This is a genomic window from Flavobacterium sp. A45 (assembly GCF_002001005.1).
In the GTDB taxonomy this organism is placed as follows: Bacteria; Bacteroidota; Bacteroidia; order Flavobacteriales; family Flavobacteriaceae; genus Flavobacterium.
Map to the genome: position 1 here is coordinate 1 of NZ_MUNX01000065.1, position 18,100 is coordinate 18,100.

General features: G+C 33.7%; 19 protein-coding genes. 12 read left to right on the top strand and 7 right to left on the bottom strand.

The window, feature by feature from the left end; genetic code table 11:
* Positions 1 to 56: 56 nt before the first annotated feature.
* The 3 genes from B0E44_RS06060 (at position 57) to yajC (ending at position 2,645) form a co-directional block, all read left to right on the top strand.
* Complete coding sequence (locus B0E44_RS06060; protein WP_077371559.1) at positions 57 to 1,163, top strand: Glu/Leu/Phe/Val dehydrogenase; 1,107 nt, start codon at positions 57 to 59, stop codon at positions 1,161 to 1,163.
* Positions 1,164 to 1,396: 233 nt separating this feature from the next.
* The gene (nusB, locus tag B0E44_RS06065; protein WP_077372021.1) at positions 1,397 to 2,308 is read left to right on the top strand and encodes a transcription antitermination factor NusB; all 912 of its coding nucleotides are present in this window, start codon (positions 1,397 to 1,399) and stop codon (positions 2,306 to 2,308) included.
* Between the two features lie 61 nt (positions 2,309 to 2,369).
* On the top strand, positions 2,370 to 2,645 hold the full coding sequence (gene yajC / locus B0E44_RS06070; RefSeq protein ID WP_077371562.1) for a preprotein translocase subunit YajC: 276 nt from the start codon (positions 2,370 to 2,372) through the stop codon (positions 2,643 to 2,645).
* Between the two features lie 79 nt (positions 2,646 to 2,724).
* On the opposite strand, the gene B0E44_RS18600 is transcribed toward yajC, so the two are convergent.
* The 4 genes from B0E44_RS18600 to B0E44_RS06090 form a co-directional block, all read right to left on the bottom strand.
* Positions 2,725 to 3,306 carry a hypothetical protein gene (locus tag B0E44_RS18600; protein ID WP_217341294.1) on the bottom strand — a complete coding sequence of 194 codons (582 nt, stop codon included), beginning with the start codon at positions 3,304 to 3,306 and terminating at the stop codon, positions 2,725 to 2,727.
* 253 nt (positions 3,307 to 3,559) lie between these two features.
* Entirely contained in the window at positions 3,560 to 4,123 is a 564-nt protein-coding gene (locus B0E44_RS06080; RefSeq protein ID WP_077371565.1) for a YdeI family protein, read from the bottom strand.
* Positions 4,124 to 4,136: 13 nt separating this feature from the next.
* Positions 4,137 to 5,411, bottom strand: a complete 1,275-nt coding sequence (gene pepT, locus B0E44_RS06085; RefSeq protein ID WP_077371569.1) for a peptidase T — start codon at positions 5,409 to 5,411, stop codon at positions 4,137 to 4,139.
* A gap of 154 nt (positions 5,412 to 5,565) precedes the next feature.
* Positions 5,566 to 6,327, bottom strand: a complete 762-nt coding sequence (locus tag B0E44_RS06090; protein WP_077371572.1) for a hypothetical protein — start codon at positions 6,325 to 6,327, stop codon at positions 5,566 to 5,568.
* 228 nt (positions 6,328 to 6,555) lie between these two features.
* Between B0E44_RS06090 and B0E44_RS06095 the strand changes: the two genes are divergently transcribed.
* Complete coding sequence (locus B0E44_RS06095; RefSeq protein ID WP_077371576.1) at positions 6,556 to 7,518, top strand: ion channel; 963 nt, start codon at positions 6,556 to 6,558, stop codon at positions 7,516 to 7,518.
* On the opposite strand, the gene B0E44_RS06100 is transcribed toward B0E44_RS06095, so the two are convergent.
* On the bottom strand, positions 7,508 to 8,200 hold the full coding sequence (locus tag B0E44_RS06100) for an NAD-dependent deacylase (RefSeq protein WP_077371579.1): 693 nt from the start codon (positions 8,198 to 8,200) through the stop codon (positions 7,508 to 7,510). The genes B0E44_RS06095 and B0E44_RS06100 overlap by 11 nt on opposite strands.
* A 62-nt stretch (positions 8,201 to 8,262) precedes the next feature.
* Here B0E44_RS06100 and B0E44_RS06105 point away from each other — a divergent pair, with 62 nt between their 5' ends.
* The 3 genes from B0E44_RS06105 to B0E44_RS06115 all read left to right on the top strand — a co-directional run bounded on the left by B0E44_RS06105 (position 8,263) and on the right by B0E44_RS06115 (position 9,725).
* Complete coding sequence (locus B0E44_RS06105; RefSeq protein WP_077371582.1) at positions 8,263 to 8,928, top strand: RNA methyltransferase; 666 nt, start codon at positions 8,263 to 8,265, stop codon at positions 8,926 to 8,928.
* A 163-nt stretch (positions 8,929 to 9,091) separates the two neighbouring features.
* A complete protein-coding gene (locus B0E44_RS06110; protein WP_124019295.1) occupies positions 9,092 to 9,463 on the top strand; it encodes a hypothetical protein in 372 nt (123 codons plus the stop codon).
* A 79-nt stretch (positions 9,464 to 9,542) separates the two neighbouring features.
* Positions 9,543 to 9,725, top strand: a complete 183-nt coding sequence (locus B0E44_RS06115; protein WP_077371587.1) for a hypothetical protein — start codon at positions 9,543 to 9,545, stop codon at positions 9,723 to 9,725.
* Between the two features lie 140 nt (positions 9,726 to 9,865).
* Here B0E44_RS06115 and B0E44_RS06120 read toward each other — a convergent pair whose 3' ends face one another.
* Both B0E44_RS06120 and B0E44_RS06125 read right to left on the bottom strand, forming a co-directional pair.
* Positions 9,866 to 10,633, bottom strand: a complete 768-nt coding sequence (locus B0E44_RS06120; protein WP_077371590.1) for a carboxypeptidase-like regulatory domain-containing protein — start codon at positions 10,631 to 10,633, stop codon at positions 9,866 to 9,868.
* 182 nt (positions 10,634 to 10,815) lie between these two features.
* The gene (locus B0E44_RS06125; RefSeq protein WP_077371593.1) at positions 10,816 to 12,744 is read right to left on the bottom strand and encodes a DEAD/DEAH box helicase; all 1,929 of its coding nucleotides are present in this window, start codon (positions 12,742 to 12,744) and stop codon (positions 10,816 to 10,818) included.
* A gap of 375 nt (positions 12,745 to 13,119) precedes the next feature.
* Between B0E44_RS06125 and B0E44_RS06130 the strand changes: the two genes are divergently transcribed.
* The 5 genes from B0E44_RS06130 (at position 13,120) to B0E44_RS06150 (ending at position 18,099) form a co-directional block, all read left to right on the top strand.
* Positions 13,120 to 13,401, top strand: coding sequence for a DUF4834 family protein (locus B0E44_RS06130; RefSeq protein ID WP_077371595.1), 282 nt, complete (start codon positions 13,120 to 13,122; stop codon positions 13,399 to 13,401).
* Positions 13,402 to 13,566: 165 nt separating this feature from the next.
* The gene (locus B0E44_RS06135; RefSeq protein WP_077371598.1) at positions 13,567 to 15,981 is read left to right on the top strand and encodes a YfhO family protein; all 2,415 of its coding nucleotides are present in this window, start codon (positions 13,567 to 13,569) and stop codon (positions 15,979 to 15,981) included.
* A gap of 78 nt (positions 15,982 to 16,059) precedes the next feature.
* Positions 16,060 to 16,248, top strand: a complete 189-nt coding sequence (locus B0E44_RS06140; RefSeq protein WP_077372024.1) for a hypothetical protein — start codon at positions 16,060 to 16,062, stop codon at positions 16,246 to 16,248.
* Complete coding sequence (locus B0E44_RS06145) at positions 16,229 to 16,693, top strand: nucleotidyltransferase (protein ID WP_077371601.1); 465 nt, start codon at positions 16,229 to 16,231, stop codon at positions 16,691 to 16,693. The genes B0E44_RS06140 and B0E44_RS06145 overlap by 20 nt, the downstream gene beginning before the upstream one ends.
* 113 nt (positions 16,694 to 16,806) lie before the next feature.
* On the top strand, positions 16,807 to 18,099 hold the full coding sequence (locus B0E44_RS06150; protein WP_077371604.1) for a glycosyltransferase family 4 protein: 1,293 nt from the start codon (positions 16,807 to 16,809) through the stop codon (positions 18,097 to 18,099).
* The last annotated feature ends 1 nt before the right edge of the window (position 18,100 follow it).

An 18,100-nucleotide genomic window follows, 5' to 3' on the forward strand; every position in this document is an offset into this window, starting at 1 on the left:
TGTTTGGCTTGTCTTTTTGATAAATTCGTAATTTTTAACTAAAAATAAATAGTACTATGGATGCTACTGTTACCACTGGGAAAGAACTTCAAAAAATGGATCCAGTTTTTGGACAATTGTCTTTTAATGATCACGAGCAAATTGTTTTTTGTAACGACAAAGATACAGGATTAAAAGCAATTATTGGTATTCATAATTCGGTTATGGGGCCTGCATTAGGAGGAACTCGTATGTTTAATTATGCCAATGAATGGGAAGCTTTGAATGATGTTTTGCGTCTATCCAGAGGGATGACTTATAAAGCGGCTATCACAGGATTGAATATTGGTGGTGGAAAAGCGGTTATTATGGGTGATGCAAAAACTCAAAAAACTCCTGAATTGATGCGTAAATTTGGAGAGTTTGTTCATTCTTTAAGTGGAAGATATATTACGGCTGAAGATGTCGGAATGGAAACTTCAGACATGGATTTAGTAAGAGATGTAACTCCTTACGTTACAGGAATTTCTGAAGAAAGAGGTGGAGCAGGTAATCCTTCTCCAATTACTGCTTTCGGGGTTTACATGGGAATGAAAGCTGCTGCAAAACAACAATTTGGTTCTGAAAAATTAGAAGGTAAAAAAATATTGGTTCAAGGTATTGGACACGTAGGTGAAACTTTGGTTGAGTATTTAACTAAAGAAGGAGCTCAAGTTATTATTGCTGATATCAATGAAGAGAAATTGTATGAAGTAGCAACAAAATATGGAGCTCAAATATTTACAGGTGATGATTTATATAGTGCCGATGTTGATATTTATGCGCCTTGTGCGATGGGAGCAACAATTAACGATGTTACCGTGAATAAAATAAAAGCAAAAGTGATTGCTGGTGCAGCCAATAATCAATTGGCTAATGAAAATACACACGGATTAATTTTGCAAGAAAGAGGTATTCTTTATGCTCCTGATTTCTTGATTAATGCTGGTGGAATTATTAATGTTTATGCTGAGTTGGCTCATTATGACAAAGCAGAGATTATGCGTAAAACCGAAAATATCTACAATACTACATTGGAAATTTTTGACTACGCTGTTGCAAATGGAATAACAACTCATCAAGCAGCTTTAACTATTGCACAAAATCGAATCGATTTAAGAAAGATAGAAAACGGTAAGAAGTAATCAGTACTCAGTTTTTTAGTATTCAGTTTTGAAAGAGTGTTTAGTATTTTATTAAAATGCTGAACACTTTTTTTATGCGCAAAATACTGATCACTAACGAACTGTCCACTGACCACTTTTTTAAAATAAAGCAGCTATAAATTTTCATTTGAGCGATGAAATTCTTAATTTTGCAAACTAATTTAAAAAGTTCTTACAAGGTGGTAAATAGAAGACACATCCGCGTTAAAGTCATGCAATCCATTTATGCGATGCATCAAAACGGTTCTGATAATCTGGAAAAAGAAGAAAAATTTCTTTTTTATAGTATTGACGCCATTCAAGATTTATACCTTATCATGCTTTCTTCTTTGATTGAAATATGTAAAAAGGAAACTGTTTTTTTACATTTGTCGAGCCAAAAACATTTGGCTACAAAAGAAGAACGTAATCCAAATGAGAAATTCATCAAAAACAGTATTTTTCAAATTCTTGCCGAAAATAATTCCCTTAGCATAGCACTAGAAAATCGTTCAATTAACAATTGGACTCTAAATGATGATTACATTATTTTGCTTCTGAATGCTATTAAAGAGAGCGAACTGTATGCAAAATACATGAGTAATTCGGTGAATACTTTTGAAGAAGACAAAGAATTTATTGTTGATATATTCACGGATGTAATCGTTCCAAACGAAAAATTATATGAATATCTGGAAGATGATAAATTGACTTGGATTGATGATATTCCTTTGGTGAATACTCATATTATCAAACAGCTAAAGGCAATTAAACAAGGCGAAGATGATAATTTCAGGGTTCCAAAATTATACAAAGACAATGAGGATAAGGCTTATGTAAAAGATTTGTTTAGGAAAACAGTTTTAAACGAAACGGAGCTGGCTAAAGAATATGTTGATAAAACACCAAACTGGGACAGTGAACGTATTGCCGAAATTGATACAATTATCCTTAAAATGGCAATTTGTGAGTTCTTGAAATTCCCTTCTATTCCAGTGAAAGTAACTTTGAATGAGTATCTGGAATTGGCCAAAGAATATTCAACTCCAAAGAGCAGTATTTTTATCAACGGTATATTGGATAATTTGGTAAAAGAGCTTGAAGAAAAGAAAAGAATTGTGAAAATTGGAAGAGGTTTGATGTAATATTCAATACCAAATTTCACAACAAAAATAAAATCAATTAACAAAAACTAAATTTTAAATTATGGGACAAATACAACAATTTTTGCCGTTTCTATTAATGTTTGTGGTTCTTTATTTCTTTATGATCAGACCGCAGCAAAAACGTGCTAAAAATGAAAAAGAATTTGAAAGCACATTAAAAGTTGGAGACAAAATAATTACCAAAAGTGGTATTCACGGAAAGATATCAGAACTTGCCGATTCTACAGTGGTTATTGAAACGATGGCTGGAAAATTAAAAATGGAGCGTTCTTCAATTTCTATGGAATTGAGCGCAGCTTTGAATAAAAAGGAGTAATCCAGAAATTATAAAACTTAAAATCCCAAATTCCGATTTTTTAATTGGAATTTGGGATTTTTTTATTGGTAAACTGCTATTATTTTTTCTTGCTTTTTTTATTTTTTTTTGCTTTTGCTTTAGCTTTTTTCTCTTTGATTTTAGCTTTTAGCTTTGCTTTTTTAGCTTTCTCTTTTTTAGCTTTCTTGGCTTTTTTTGCTTTTTTCTTTGCTTTTTCTTTAGCCTTGGCTTTCGCTTTTTTCTCTTTTTCTTTCTCTTTTTCTTTCATTTTTGTTTTGTTTTTCTTTTTCTTTTTTTCTCCCTCTTGAGGTTTTACGGTTGTTTTTTCTGTTTTAATTTCTGCAGTAATAGTGGGAGTAGAGTTACTTTTTACAACTCCGGTTGCAGGAGCAGTAACTTTGGCTCTGCTGGGTCTTGTTGTGGTTCGTGTAGCAGTGGATTTTGTAACCGTTGGTTTTGTCGTTGTAGCACTTGAAACAGTTGGTTTAGGAGTAACTGTTTTTGCTACTGCTAGTTTTGTGGTTGTAGCTCTTGCAACTGTTGATCTTGTTGCTCTCGGTTTTACAACGGCAGGTTTACTAATTTCTGGTTTTTCGTCTTTTACCGTATCAGGGCTGACTACTTTTTCGGGAATTGCTTTATCGTCTTTTTTTTCTATCATAATAGTATGTATTAGTATGTGATTTTTTTTTTAAGGTATTAAGGACAGAAGGGTAATTCTTTTGAGTCTTCTATGTTATTGAATTGTTACTTTTGTATTAACAAATATAATGAATAATTGAATGTGTTAATGTTAAGTTTTTACTGATTTTTAAATAGTTAGATGTGAAAAAATTATAGCTTAAAAAAAAATCCCAAATTCCTTTTCTATTAGAATTTGAGATTTTTTTTATTCGAATTTTAAGTTTTCTGAACTACCTGTATTTATCATTCAAACCAATATTGTCTAAAATCATTGGTTTTATCTTTTCAATTCTTGAAAGTTTGGTTTCTTCGCGTTTTGCCGTTTCTATATATTCTATAAATTCTTTTTGTTTATAAGGACTGAATTTTTGGAACGCTTCTTCTAAATTGCTATCAGAATCGAATTCGTTTTGCAATAGCGTCGGAATTATAACTTCAGTTTTTGTTTTTTCAGGCTTAATTATTTTTTCCTGTTTTTCATTATCAATGGCTTCCTGAATGTAGGCTAAAATTTCTTTTTCATTAATTTCCTCTTTGGATGTAAAACGCCATTGTCTCAATGATTTTGTAACTCCTTCATTGGCATTGATCAAATGTTTCTTTTCATCTTTTAAAAATGCACCATTGAAAAACCAAAGCGTAAAGAATTTTTTGAACCCACCAACTCCAACAATATTTTTATTGTTGTATACGTACACGCAACCGCCCCACTTGTTGGTTTCAACCAATTCGGTTTTAGCAATAATTGTTTTTAAAAGTTCTAATTCAGTTTCCCATTGATCGTTATTGGTCATAGAAAAAATGATTTTAACGTTTTTTGGATACGGTTTCTTTTTTTAGATAAGCTCCATTGGCAGTCAATTCAGCTATTTTGACAATTACATTTACGGCTTTTTGCATACTTTCTACTGGAACATATTCGTATTTTCCGTGAAAATTATGTCCTCCTGCAAAGATATTTGGGCAGGGCAACCCTTTATACGACAGTTGGCACCCATCTGTTCCTCCTCGAATAGGTTTTATAAGTGGTTTGATGCCTAGTTCTCTCATTGCTTTTTCTGCAATAAAGACAATATGTTTTACAGGAAGAACCTTTTCTTTCATATTGTAATATTGATCTTTAACTTCTGCAATAACGATGTCTTCTCCAAATTGTTTGGCAAATCTTTTGTTGAATTTTTTAGTGATTTTGGTAATTAAGTCTTTGCGTTTTTCAAATTTTAATTTGTTATGATCGCGAATGATTAATTCCAATACCGTTTCTTCAATGCTTCCCGATAAATGATGCACATGGAAAAAACCTTCGTAACCTTTTGTCTCTTGAGGGGTTTCGTCTTTGGGCAATTCGTTAATGAAATCATTAGCAATAAGCATGGAATTGATCATTTTTCCTTTGGCATAACCAGGATGAACACTTTTTCCTTTGAAAGTGATTTTAGCTCCCGCAGCATTGAAATTTTCATATTCCAATTCACCTACCTGACTCCCGTCCATTGTATAGGCCCATTCTGCTCCGAACTTTTCCACGTCAAAATGATGGGCTCCACGACCGATTTCTTCATCTGGAGTAAATGCGATTCTGATTTTTCCGTGTTTGATTTCAGGATTGTTAATTAACAATTCCATAGCAGTTACAATCTCTGTAATACCAGCTTTGTCATCAGCACCTAGCAGTGTTGTTCCATCGGTGGTGATTATAGTTTGCCCTTTATATTGCAATAAATCTTTGAAATAAGAAGGGGAGAGGATGATGTTTTGTTCAGCGTTTAGGATAATGTCTTTACCGTCGTAATTCGGAATAATTTGTGGTTTTACATTGGCACCCGTAAAATCTGGAGTAGTGTCAAAATGTGAAATAAATCCAATTGTAGGTACTTCATGATCCACATTGCTAGGTAGCGTTGCCATTATATAGGCTTTGTCGTCAATGGTAACGTCTTGTAATCCAATAGTTTTTAATTCTTCGACCAGTTTATTGGCCAAATCCCATTGCTTAGCTGTACTGGGTGTTGTGTTTGAACTTGCGTCAGACTCGGTGTCTATGGTTACATAACTTACAAAGCGATCAATAATATTTTGCATGGTATTTGTTTTTGGACAAAGATAAACATTTTTAAAAAAGAGATTATTAGAATTAAAATTCTGATTCTAATGTGTTTAAATAAAAAAAATCCGTTTACAACGGATTTTTAATTTCAAATTGGTTAAAAGTTAGGTTTGGTTTTTTTTGAGGGGATTAGTTTTGTTTGGCTCCTTTTTCTGCCGCTATTTTGGCATCGGCTGCTGCTTTTTTAGCAGCTTCAGCTTCAGCTTTGGCAATTTGTTCTTCTAATAGAGTCGATTTTTGCAAGGCTAGTTTAGCTGATTCTGCAAGTTTTGCGTCAGCTTCTGCTTTTTCTTTTTTTAGTTTTTCGACATCTTTAAATAGCTTTTCTTGAGCATCTTTAGCTTTTTCAGCTTCTTTTTGGTATTCAGCTATTTTTTCATTAGACAATTTTTCAGCTTCTTTGGCGGCTTTTGCATCAGCTTCTGCTTTAGCTTTAGCTGCAATAGCTTCTTCTTTGGCAGCTTTTGCATCAGCCTCTGCCTTTGTTTTCGCTTCGATAGCTGCTATTCTTGCAGCTTCTTTCGCTTCAGCGGTAGATTTTTTATCTGCTTCAGCTTTGGCTTTTGCGGCAATGGCTTCTTCTTTAGCTGCAGCTATTTTTGCTTCTTCTGCTGCTTTTTTATCGGCTTCAGCTTTTGCTTTAGCCGCTTTTTCTGCAGCTACTTTGGCTTCGGCTGCTGCCTTTTTTTCTGCTTCAACTTTTGCTAAATAGGCTTTTTCTTGATCTTTTAAATCTTGCATTTGTTTTTTGAAATCAATTGGAGCAGCTTCTGTTTTTGCAGTGATTGTAGAAGCACTTTCTGAACTTACTGTTTCATTTTTGGATTCTTGGGCAAAAAAACTTTGGGTAAAAACTAAAAGAACAATGACTAAGGGTAATTTTAAATTCATGATTTAGTGGTATTTGGTTAAATTTTGGTTTAGTTTAGGAAAGACAAATATAACTTTTTTTTCATTTTTTTAACTTTTTGGTTAAAAAATATTTTTATTTTTCGTTAAAAGGTGTTTTTCGTAATTTTAAATAACATGTTTTGGAATTTTAAAAGGAGAGTAAATATTATAGCAGATCTTGTTAAGTAGAATTTATTGTATAATTTGCGGTTAATAAGAAATGGATATATGGCATTATTTAATCGATTGAATTTAAAAGCAAAATCTCTTGTCAATACGGGATTTGGAAGCAGCGCATCCAGTTATGGCGGACGTTTTATTAATAAGGATGGCTCTGCAAATGCGAAAAAAAAAGGCATTGGATTTCTGGATAGAATCAGTTGGTATCATACTATGTTGGATATGTCTTCCTGGAAATTTCTTTCGATTCTTCTGTTATTTTATATTACGATCAATTTTGTGTTTGCGTTACTTTATTTTGGAATTGGTATTGAGCATCTCAACGGAATTCAAACTACAGATGATGTATGGGTTCAGTTTGGACAGGCTTATTTTTTTAGTGCGCAAACATTTACCACAGTTGGTTATGGGCATATCAGTCCAACAGGTTTTTACACAAGTGCCTTGTCTTCTGCCGAAGCTTTAATAGGATTGTTGAGTTTTGCTATAGCGACAGGTTTGTTTTTTGGGAGATTCAGTAAGCCGTCTGTTTTTTTGAAATTTTCTCACCAGGCTATCATTGCTCCTTTTAATGATAGTAAAGCATTAATGTTTAGGGTGGCTCCCTATAAAAACACCAATTATATTGATGCCGAAGTCAATGTAACTCTTGGGATGCGAATTGAAGAGAATGGAGTTATGACAAACAAATTTTACAATTTGGATTTGGAATATCAAAAAATAAATTCGCTGGCGCTGAGTTGGACATTGGTTCATCCGATAACAAATGAAAGCCCTTTATACGGATTGGTAGCTTCGGATTATGAATCAATTTCAGGTGAAATTATAGTGATTGTCAAAATATTTGATGATATGTTCAGTACTACGGTGGCAACCCGAACTTCTTATACTTTTGAAGAAGTCGTTTATGGAGCTAAATTCAAACCGATGTATTCTCAAAGTGAAAACCATAAAAGTACTGTCTTGGACTTAGGCTTGTTAAATGCTTTTGATAAAGTCGCTATAGATTAGTTTGTAATTTTTCTTTTAAAATGCGCACCCCTTCAGAAGCGATATTCGGAATTACTTCAAGGGGATTTCTAAGATTGGGAATTTTTATGGGTTTTGGATCGATATAATAAATAGGAGTCTTTTTTGGAGTAAAATCGATTAAGCCAGCTGCTGGATATACTTGTAATGAAGTACCAATAACTGCAAAATAGTCTGCTTGTTCTGTTATTGTGATGGCTTCTTCCAAGGCAGGAACTTGTTCACCGAACCAAACAATATGTGGGCGAAGTTGATTGCCTTGTTGGTCGATATCTCCAAAATTCAAATCGTCTTGCCAATCCAAAATATAATTTTCATTTTTGGAGCTTCTTACTTTTAGCAGTTCTCCATGTAAATGAATTACATTTTTACTTCCGGCGCGTTCGTGTAAATCATCTACATTTTGGGTGATGATGTAAACGTCAAAATCATTTTCTAATTCTGCTAAAATTTGATGTCCTAAATTAGGTTGTACCTCTTTTAATTGTTGGCGTCTTTGGTTGTAAAAATCAAGAACCAATGCTGAGTTTTTATACCAACCTTCGGGAGTGGCGACATCCATTACGTTATGTCCCTCCCATAATCCGTCACTGTCGCGAAATGTTTTTATCCCACTTTCGGCACTTATCCCTGCACCTGTAAGAACTACTAATTTCTTTTTCATCTGTAAATACATTAGATTATAAAACTACTCTTTTTTAGTATTTTTGCCAAAAACAATGTGAAATGATTGATACTGATTATCTGGAATTTTTAGAAAATATTTTAACTGATAACCGAAAAGAAAAATTTTTAAAGGTTTTGAAAGACAGAACCAAGCATTTTACGATTGCTGTTGAAGATGTTTTTCAGATGCATAATGCGAGTGCGGTGATGCGCAGTTGTGAGGTTTTTGGAATTCAGGAATTGCATGTCATTGAGGAACGTTATGGTAAACGAATAGATAAAGAAATAGCAATGGGTGCCCAAAAGTGGGTTGATATTTCTACTTACGACAGTGTTACGAATTGTATCGACACATTGAAAAATAAGGGATATCAAATCATTGCTACTACTCCACACGAGAATGATTGCTTGATGGAGGATTTTGACATTTCCAAACCTAGTGCTTTGTTTTTTGGTACCGAAAGAGACGGTTTGTCAGAGGAGATTCTCAGGAGAGCAGATGGTTTTCTTAAAATTCCGATGGTGGGTTTTACGGAGAGTTTGAATATTTCGGTTTCGGCGGCGATTATTATTCAGAATCTGACTAATAGATTACGCAATTCGGATGTCGCTTGGGAATTGACCGAAGAAGAGATTCTTGTTAAGCGATTGGATTGGGCTAAGAAATCTATCAAGGATATTAAGAGGATTGAAGCGAGATATTACGAGGAGAATTCCAAAATATAAATTTAAAAACTCAAAGTGCTGTTCTAGTTAGAAATGCGTTTTAGTATTGCTATTGAAATTTTAAGACTGGAATTGTCAGTTTTATTTGTATTTTCGTGCAGGGAAAAATACTAAGCGATAAAATTTCCAGTTTTACCAAAATCGATAATTCGAATTGAATAGATTGAAAAAATATTTTAAATATCTGATTTCTCTCTTTCTGGTTGTTGGCCTGATGGTTAATGATTGTGATTTATATTCTCAATCCAATTCGGTAGATTATTATCAATTTTCGAGCGTAATTCTCAGAAGCGAATCAGTTAATGAAGATTCCGAATTATATCTGTTCGGTGAGGTAAATTCGTCCAAAAAGGCTTCGTCTCCAATTTTATTTGCTTGTCTCGAATTTCAAGATATTTATAGTTTTCAAATACGAGTTCTTTTAAAAACAAGAACACTACTTTATCAAGAAGTAAGTTCGAATACTGCGCAATCTATCTTTATAAATGAGATGATTACTTCCAGCAACTCATGTACAAGTTTATACATAGTCTAGAAAACTAATTTTCTAGACATTTATGCAATTCAATGCATAAGATGATAAAACAAATGTATAATCATTTATCATTTACAAAATGTATAAACATAATAATAAAACACGTTTGGAGAAATCTAAACTTCCTATTCTTTGGGTAAAAAGAAAAATTATTCTAATTATTACTGCTTTTATGATTGGAATGTCAAACGGGTTAAGCGATGGAGACAAGATGATTAATGGCAATCAAAATCACACGGAACAACAACATAAAAAAGATTGATTTTGGATGTCTTTAAATATGTTGTTAAGCACTTTAAAATAATATTACATTAGATTTTAATAAAGAAATATTTTCTGCTAAAGTTTTTGCTTTGCGAGACACGCTCAAATATTATTTATTCTAAATTCGGGTTACTCTAACTATTTTTTCTTCAGGATTTTGTATTGTTCGTAGCAACCGCTTATGGCGTCCATGATTTGAAGATCGTTGGCAGATTTTATGAAAGCTTCAGAGTAACTGCAACGGCTTAATATTTCTGCAATTTCATCTTGGGTAACTCCTAGTAGCAATGAAATGGTTTCCCTGTCGTATTTGGTTTCCAAAAGGTTTCTTACGGTGTCATCCTTTCGCATCTCACGGAGTTTTTTAAGCTGCTGTGGTCTTTTTCCGAAGACATTATAAAGCATGTCGGCGGGGTTAAATATAGAACCCAATACTTTTCCGAAGGCTTCGGGAGCATATTGACCTGCTTCGTAACCTTGGCCTAAGCCTGAAATGCTATAGCGGTAGTCTTCTTTTATTGGAATTAATTTGGAATCGATTTCTAGATAACCGGTTAGGTAATATGGGCTTATGACAACCTCGTGTAGAGGGATTGCTTTTTGGGTAAGTTGGATGGTAGTTTTTTTGTTTTTGACCCAGTCATTGGTTACGCGAACACGCAATGATTCATAACCGAGTAGGGTTATGTGTAAGGTATCGCTTTGGGTGACAGCGAGTTCGAAATAACCTTTATTGTCTGTAGTGGTTCCTGTAACTTGATTAATGTTGATGATGTTCACATTTGCTAAAGGGGTACCGGTATTGTCGCTGATAATGGTACCAGAGATTCTTGTGGGGATGTCAGTGGTTTGGGCTACTGAATTTATGGAGGCAACTAAAAATAAAAAAAGTACAAAATATTTCATAAACTGATTTAAAACTTTAAAAGTAGTAAAACGGGATTAAATATTTTGTTGTTACCTTATAATTATAAGAAAATTAACAAACTGCAAACATTGTTAAGCTAAATAAACCTTTTTTTGTGAATGCTGATGTATTGTAAAAAAAAATCTCCCGAATGTTCGGGAGATTTATATTGCTAATTGTATTAGTCTCTTCTTGGTCTTCTTGGTCTTGGTGCATCACCAAAGCTTTCAGAACGTCTTGGTGCTCTATCTGATGCGCCTTCTCTTGGAGCTCTGTCAGATGAAAAACCACCTTCTCTTCTTGGAGCAGATGAACTTCTTGGTCCGAAACCACCTTCTCTAGGAGCAGAACCTCTGTCGCTTCTAAATCCGCCTGATCCTTCTCTTCTAGGAGCAAAACTTCCTTCTCTTCTTGGAGCAGAACTTCTTCCACCGCCAAATCCACCACCAGAACTTCTTCCGTTGTGATCACGTCTTCCGCCACCGTCATTTTTAGAGATTTCAACATTGATACGACGTCCTTCTAATTGTACGTTGTTCAATATTTCCATTACTTTATCAGTGTGTTCTGGATCTGTGTTGAAGAAAGAGAAACCTTCTTTTACATCTACTTTGAAAACGTCATCACGACCTAAGTCTAATGTTTCTTTCAAGTAGTCTTTTAATGACATCCAATCGAAATTGTCTCTGGAACCGATGTTTACAAAATATCTTGTAGCGCCACCATTGTTATTTTCTCTTGGAGCACCATCTCTATCATCACGCTCACGTCTGTCTGAACCTGAAGATTGATTAGAGATATCTCTGTTTTTCTTGTAGTAATTGATAAAACGATTAAATTCTACCGATACCATTTTCTTTATTAATTCTTCTTTTGATAAATCTTCAAGTACATTATTGATAGCTGGAAGATAGTTGTCAATTTCGTGATCAACCTCAGTGTCCTTAATCTTAGTTGCTAAGTGTAATAATTGGATTTCGCAGATTTCAATTCCAGAAGGGATCGTTTTTTCTTCGAATTTTTGTTTGATGATTCTTTCGATAGAAGAAATTTTACGCAATTCGCTTTTTGTAACGATTACGATAGAAGTTCCTAATTTACCAGCACGACCAGTACGACCTGAACGGTGATTGTATGTTTCTATTTCGTCAGGAAGTTGGTAATTTACTACGTGAGTAATATTATCAACGTCAATTCCACGTGCAGCAACGTCAGTAGCTACAAGCATTTGGATTTGTCTTCCTCTAAAAGATTTCATTACACCATCACGTTGCGCTTGAGATAAATCTCCGTGCAATGCAGCAGCGCTGTATCCGTCTTCGATTAATTTTTCGGCAACAGCTTGAGTGTCACGTTTTGTTCTACAGAAAACTACTGAGAAAATGTCTGGATTAGCATCAGCTAATCTTTTCAAAGCTTCGTAACGGTCACGGGCATTTACTAGGTAAAATTCGTGTGATACGGTAGCTGAACCAGAGTTTTTAGTACCTACTGTAATTTCGATAGGGTCAGTCATGAATTGTTTTCCAATTCGTGCCACCTCTGCAGGCATAGTTGCAGAAAACAACCATGTGCTTTTTTCGTCAGGCGTAGTAGAAAGGATGTTTACGATATCTTCGTAGAAACCCATGTTCAACATTTCGTCTGCTTCGTCAAGAATACAATAGTTAATTTGAGAGATGTTTACCAATCCTCTATTAATCATATCTTGCATTCTACCCGGAGTCGCTACTATAATCTGTGCGCCTCTTTTAATGTCTCTCGCTTGTTCTGTAATGCTAGCCCCACCGTAAACTGCTACCACATTAATACCTTTTTCGTATTTTGAGTAGTTTTTAAGTTCGTTGGTAATCTGCAAACACAATTCACGTGTTGGAGATAAAATCAATGCTTGCGTATTTCTATTGTTGGCATCAATTTTCTGAATAACTGGAAAACCAAATGCTGCCGTTTTCCCTGTCCCTGTCTGAGCCAACGCAACTAAATCTGTGTCTTTTTCCAATAATAGGGGAATCGCTTTCTCCTGTACTTCGGTCGGATTCTCAAATCCTAGATCTAAAATCGCCTTCAGTAACGATTCACTCAATCCTAATTGTTCAAATTTATTCATATATATTTTTAAAATAGGGTGCAAAATTACTGTTTATAATCCATAAAAACTAATGCAATTTTAAGAATTAGGTTTTTATTAGCTTTTGATAATCAGATTATTATCTTTTTTAATTTACTTTTTAAATTATGATATTCGTTTTTCACTGTGAAATTATGTCATGATTCAGGAGTTTTTGTTAAAAAAAATATCTTAAAAACTGTTTTTAAGTTGTATAGATTTTAAATGGAAATGGATTTAATGTCAGTAAAATGTTTTTTCACTCGTTTTTCAGACATCTTTCTCTTTTTTTTATCATTTATTTAAGAATGATATTTTAAAATTGCTCCGAAGTTTCGATATTGATTTATTAATTTTGCCAAAAATTATTTGATTATGCAAACAGCCTCTTTTACAGGTTTTATAAAAGCGATTTTTTATATGATCGCTTTCTATTATATTTTTAAATTTTTGGCTCGATTGTTTTTGCCGCTATTAGTTAAAAAGGCAGTTGAAAAAGCGGGGCAAAATTTTCAGCAACAGCAACAACGTGCCCAACAGACTACTTGGAAGAAAACGCCAAACAATGATGAAATTATAATCGATACTGCCAATAGTAAAAATCCTCGCGAAACCAAAAAAATTGGGGATTATGTCGATTATGAGGAGATAGATTAGTGATTTCTGAGTTTTGATTAACGATTTTTGATTTTAGATGTCTTGAATTATCTGAAAAATCAAATTAATTTCATTTCGTAATCAAAATCATTAATTCTTATATTGCTAATCTAAAATCTTAAATCAAAAAGCGTTAATTCGAAATCTAAAATCTAAACTCATATAATGAAGCAACTTCAAAAGTTCTTTCCGCACGCACTGGCCATTCTTGGTTTTGTTCTCGTTTCTACACTTTATTTCTTTCCTGTTTTACAGGGAAAACAAATTTTCCAATCGGATATTGCCCAATACACGGGGATGGCCAAGGAACAAAATGATTTTAGAGCAACACATCATGAAGAGCCTTATTGGACAAATTCTGCTTTTGGAGGAATGCCTACGTATCAGTTGGGTGCAAAATACCCTCATGATTATGTAGGTGCTATCGATGATGTATTGCGGTTTTTGCCACGCCCTGCTGATTATCTATTCCTATACTTTGTCAGTTTTTATATTTTAATGCTGGTTTTAAAAGCAGATCCACTGAAAGCTTTTTTCGGTGCTTTGGCCTTTGGTTTTTCTACCTATATGATTATTATTCTTGGAGTGGGTCATAATGCCAAAGCACATGCGATTGCTTATATGCCAATGGTTGTTGCCGGTTTTATAATGGTTTTTCAGCGAAAATATATTTTGGGAGGTTTGCTCACGATGTTTGCTGTGGCATTGGAAGTCAATGCGAATCACTTTCAAATGACTTATTATCTTCTGATTTTATTATTAATTCTTTCCGGGTATTTTATTTATGAAGGAATCAAATCAAAGCAATACAAATCGCTTTTAATTTCTGTAGGAACACTTTTTGGCGCAGGAATTATTGCTATTGGTGCCAATGCGGGAAATTTATTGGCAACAGTAGAATATGCAAACTTTAGTATCCGTGGAAAAAGTGATTTGAGCTTTAAACCCGATGGAACCAAAAGCACTACTGATGGCGCTATGACCCGTGAATATATTACGGAATACAGTTACGGTATTGCAGAAAGTTTCAACTTAATTGCACCAAGATTATTTGGAGGGTCTAACAACGAAAAGGTTGGAACAGAAAGCAGTATGTTTGAGTTTATGATTTCACAAGGTGTTCCAGAAGCACAAGCTACCGATTTTGTTTCGGCGATGCCAACGTATTGGGGTGATCAACCTATTGTTTCTGCACCGGCATATATAGGAGCAGTGGTTTTCTTTTTAGCAATTTTGGCTTTGTTTATTGATGAAAGAAAAATTAAATACGCATTTTTGGGAGGAGCATTTTTAACCTTACTTCTTTCGTGGGGGAAAAATTTCCCTGCTTTGACTGATTTTTGTATTGATTATATCCCAATGTATAATAAGTTTAGAGCGGTATCGTCTATTCAAGTTATTTTGGAGTTGTGTTTTCCTGTTTTAGCCATTATGGGGTTACAGTCCTTTTTTAAATTGGAAAAAGGAAAACAATTAAAACCATTGTTGCAATCGGGAGCTGTAGGTTTAGGACTGATTATAATTTTGTTTTTGTCTAAAAGTTTGTTCAGTTTTTCAGGAGCTAGTGATAGTTATTTGATAGAAAGTTACGGTCCGAGTTTTGTTGATGCCCTTAAAGCCGATCGTAAATCTTTATATAGTGCTGACTTATTGCGTTCTGGATTTTTTATTCTGATTTCGGCTGGTACTTTGTGGTTGTTTATAAAAAATAGAATTGCCCAAAATACCGCTATTATTTTGGTTGGTTTGTTCATGGTTTCCGATTTATTTTTTGTGGATAAAAACTATGTTTCCAATAAAGATTTTATAAGTGGCAGAGATGTGGAAATGCCTTTTCCAGAAACACCAACGGATACTGAAATTCTAAAAGATCCAACAAATTACCGTGTGTTTGATATACAGGGATTGATGCAGGCAAGAACATCCTATTATCATAAAGCAATTGGGGGTTACAGTGCGGTGAGACCTAAAAGAATGCAGCAATTATTTGATTATCAAATTGCCAAGAATAATTTGGAAATACTAAATATGTTGAATGTTAAGTATGTGATTCAAACAGATAAAGAAGGTAAAGAATATCCAATTATAAATCCGGATGCCAATGGAAATGCTTGGTTCGTGAGCAAAGTTAATTTGGTTAAAAATTCGGATGCAGAGATGAAAGCTTTAGATAAATTCAATTCTAAAGAGATAGCTGTAATTAATGAAAATGAATTTACTTCTATTAAAGGTAAGGCTTTCGCCAAAGATAGTTCGGCTACGATAACCTTGGATTCGTACCTGCCAAATAATTTAAAGTATACTTCAAACAATACCAAAGAAGGTTTAGCCGTTTTCTCTGAGATGTATTATGAAAAAGGTTGGAAAGCTTTAATAGATGGTAAAGAGACTTCAATTTTAAGAGCCAATTATGCTTTGAGAGCGATAGTGGTTCCACCGGGAAAACATACCATAGAATTCAAGTTTGATCCTCAAGTGGTAAAAACGGGAGGTGCAATTACACTTGTTAGTTGTATTGGGATGTTATTGCTTTTAGTTGGGGGAATATACTTTGAGAGAAAGAAACAAAGGGGTATGTAGCAATAGATTTTGGCCGTATTATTTTGTAACTTTGTTAGCGACTTTAATTTTTTAAATGCAAATCTAAAAATGAAAGGAATGGAAAAAAGTATTTTAAACCATGGTTCTCCGGAAGTTTTAGAGGCCAGAAGAATAGCCGAAATCAAATCACTTTCTTATGTTGAGCGATTAGAACGATTATTTGTAATTATTGAAGTTTCTTATATGATGAGAAGCGCTGCTAAAAGTCAAAAGAAAATAAAAGGAAATGAACCAGCAAATAATTGATATTTGGAAATTTTTTTTCCAGTATGATGTCAAGTACATTACAATTGGTGGTTTTGCTGTAAATATATACGGATTTAACAGAAACACTGGAGATATAGATATTTATATTGAAGATACTAAAGAAAACAGGATTAATCTAAGAAATGCTTTTGTTGAAATTGGTTTAGGAGATTTTGAATCCATTGAAACGATGCAGTTTATTCCTGGATGGACTGATTTTACTTTGGATTATGGACTAAGATTAGATATTATGTCAAGTGTAAAAGGGCTAGAAGATAAGCCATTTCAAGAATTGTTTGATGCTGCTAAAGTTGTAATGATTGAGGATATTCCGGTGAAATTTATTGATTACGATAATTTGATTATTGCAAAAAAAGCCACAAACCGACCCAAAGATATTTTGGACATCGAAGAACTCGAAAAATTGAATAATGAAACGGAATAAATATAAAATGAATATGAGATTGTTGATTTTAGGTATTAAAATTAAAGCGTTAAAATCGAATACAGAACTTAGATGTAGTCATATTAGACAATCATAATTCATAAATTACCATTTTGAACTCAAAAAAAATCCTCATTATAACGTATTATTGGCCACCTGCCGGAGGTCCAGGTGTTCAGCGTTGGCTTAAGTTTGTAAAATATTTACCTGATTTTGACATTCAGCCGATTGTTTATATTCCGGAGAATCCAACTTATCCAATAGTTGACACGAATTTGGAAAAAGAAGTTTCGGATAAAGCAATTATTTTGAAACATAAAATTTTTGAACCCTATCAATTGGCTTCTTTTTTTTCTAAAAATAAAACCAAAAAGATTAGTTCTGGTATTATTCCAAACCAGAAAAAGCAAACTTTTCTTGAAAAGTCATTATTGTGGATTCGAGGAAACTTGTTTATTCCGGATGCACGAGTTTATTGGGTAAAGCCATCGGTTGCCTATTTGGAGAAATACATAGCCGAAAATAATATAGATACTATAATCACTTCCGGGCCACCACATAGTTTGCATTTGATTGGGCTGGTTTTAAAACAAAAAATGAAGCTAACCTGGTTTGCTGATTTTCGAGATCCTTGGACAACTATTGGTTATCATAAATCATTACGATTATCAACTAGAGCCGAAAGAAAACACAAAGCACTTGAATATCGTGTTTTGAATACAGCTGATACTATTATTGTTACCAGTAAAACGACGAAAACCGAATTTGAGGCAATAACCAATAAGCCTATAACTGTTATTACCAATGGTTATGATACAGAGCCAGCAACAAAAAATGTTTTGGATAGCAAATTTAGTCTTGCTCATATAGGTTCGTTTCTTTCGGAAAGAAATCCAATTATATTATGGGAATCGTTGACTGAATTGTTAAAAGAAATCCCAGATTTTAAATCGCATTTGGAATTAAAATTAATTGGGGCTGTTAGTCAAGAAGTATTAGATACGATTTCACAGTTTAATTTGGATTCTTATCTGAATAATCTAGGGTATGTTTCCCATTCTGAAGCAGTGGAGCATCAAAGAAATTCTCAGGTTTTGTTGCTTATCGAAATAAATTCGGAAGAAACGAAAAGCATTATTCCAGGAAAACTTTTTGAATATATGGTTTCTAATAGGCCAATTATTGCTATTGGCCCAAAAGATTCTGATTTTGCTGAAATTATTACAGGAACAAATACAGGAGTATTTTTTGAGTATACTGAAAAAGAAAAATTAAAAAACACGATTGTTTCTTATTATAATCAATTTTTGGAAGGGAAATTACAATCCTATGGTGTAGGTTTGCAAAAATATTCCAGAAAGAATTTGACCAAAGATCTGGCACAATTAATTAATTCAAAGATTTAAG

Excerpts from the sequence above, each read along its gene's own strand:
- B0E44_RS06060 (WP_077371559.1), top strand. The coding sequence starts at position 57 with ATGGATGCTACTGTTACCACTGGGAAAGAACTTCAAAAAATGGATCCA.
- nusB (WP_077372021.1), top strand. The coding sequence starts at position 1,397 with ATGCAATCCATTTATGCGATGCATCAAAACGGTTCTGATAATCTGGAA.
- yajC (WP_077371562.1), top strand. The coding sequence starts at position 2,370 with ATGGGACAAATACAACAATTTTTGCCGTTTCTATTAATGTTTGTGGTT.
- B0E44_RS18600 (WP_217341294.1), bottom strand. The coding sequence starts at position 3,306 with ATGATAGAAAAAAAAGACGATAAAGCAATTCCCGAAAAAGTAGTCAGC.
- B0E44_RS06080 (WP_077371565.1), bottom strand. The coding sequence starts at position 4,123 with ATGACCAATAACGATCAATGGGAAACTGAATTAGAACTTTTAAAAACA.
- pepT (WP_077371569.1), bottom strand. The coding sequence starts at position 5,411 with ATGCAAAATATTATTGATCGCTTTGTAAGTTATGTAACCATAGACACC.
- B0E44_RS06090 (WP_077371572.1), bottom strand. The coding sequence starts at position 6,327 with ATGAATTTAAAATTACCCTTAGTCATTGTTCTTTTAGTTTTTACCCAA.
- B0E44_RS06095 (WP_077371576.1), top strand. The coding sequence starts at position 6,556 with ATGGCATTATTTAATCGATTGAATTTAAAAGCAAAATCTCTTGTCAAT.
- B0E44_RS06100 (WP_077371579.1), bottom strand. The coding sequence starts at position 8,200 with ATGAAAAAGAAATTAGTAGTTCTTACAGGTGCAGGGATAAGTGCCGAA.
- B0E44_RS06105 (WP_077371582.1), top strand. The coding sequence starts at position 8,263 with ATGATTGATACTGATTATCTGGAATTTTTAGAAAATATTTTAACTGAT.
- B0E44_RS06115 (WP_077371587.1), top strand. The coding sequence starts at position 9,543 with ATGTATAAACATAATAATAAAACACGTTTGGAGAAATCTAAACTTCCT.
- B0E44_RS06120 (WP_077371590.1), bottom strand. The coding sequence starts at position 10,633 with ATGAAATATTTTGTACTTTTTTTATTTTTAGTTGCCTCCATAAATTCA.
- B0E44_RS06125 (WP_077371593.1), bottom strand. The coding sequence starts at position 12,744 with ATGAATAAATTTGAACAATTAGGATTGAGTGAATCGTTACTGAAGGCG.
- B0E44_RS06130 (WP_077371595.1), top strand. The coding sequence starts at position 13,120 with ATGCAAACAGCCTCTTTTACAGGTTTTATAAAAGCGATTTTTTATATG.
- B0E44_RS06135 (WP_077371598.1), top strand. The coding sequence starts at position 13,567 with ATGAAGCAACTTCAAAAGTTCTTTCCGCACGCACTGGCCATTCTTGGT.
- B0E44_RS06140 (WP_077372024.1), top strand. The coding sequence starts at position 16,060 with ATGGAAAAAAGTATTTTAAACCATGGTTCTCCGGAAGTTTTAGAGGCC.
- B0E44_RS06145 (WP_077371601.1), top strand. The coding sequence starts at position 16,229 with ATGAACCAGCAAATAATTGATATTTGGAAATTTTTTTTCCAGTATGAT.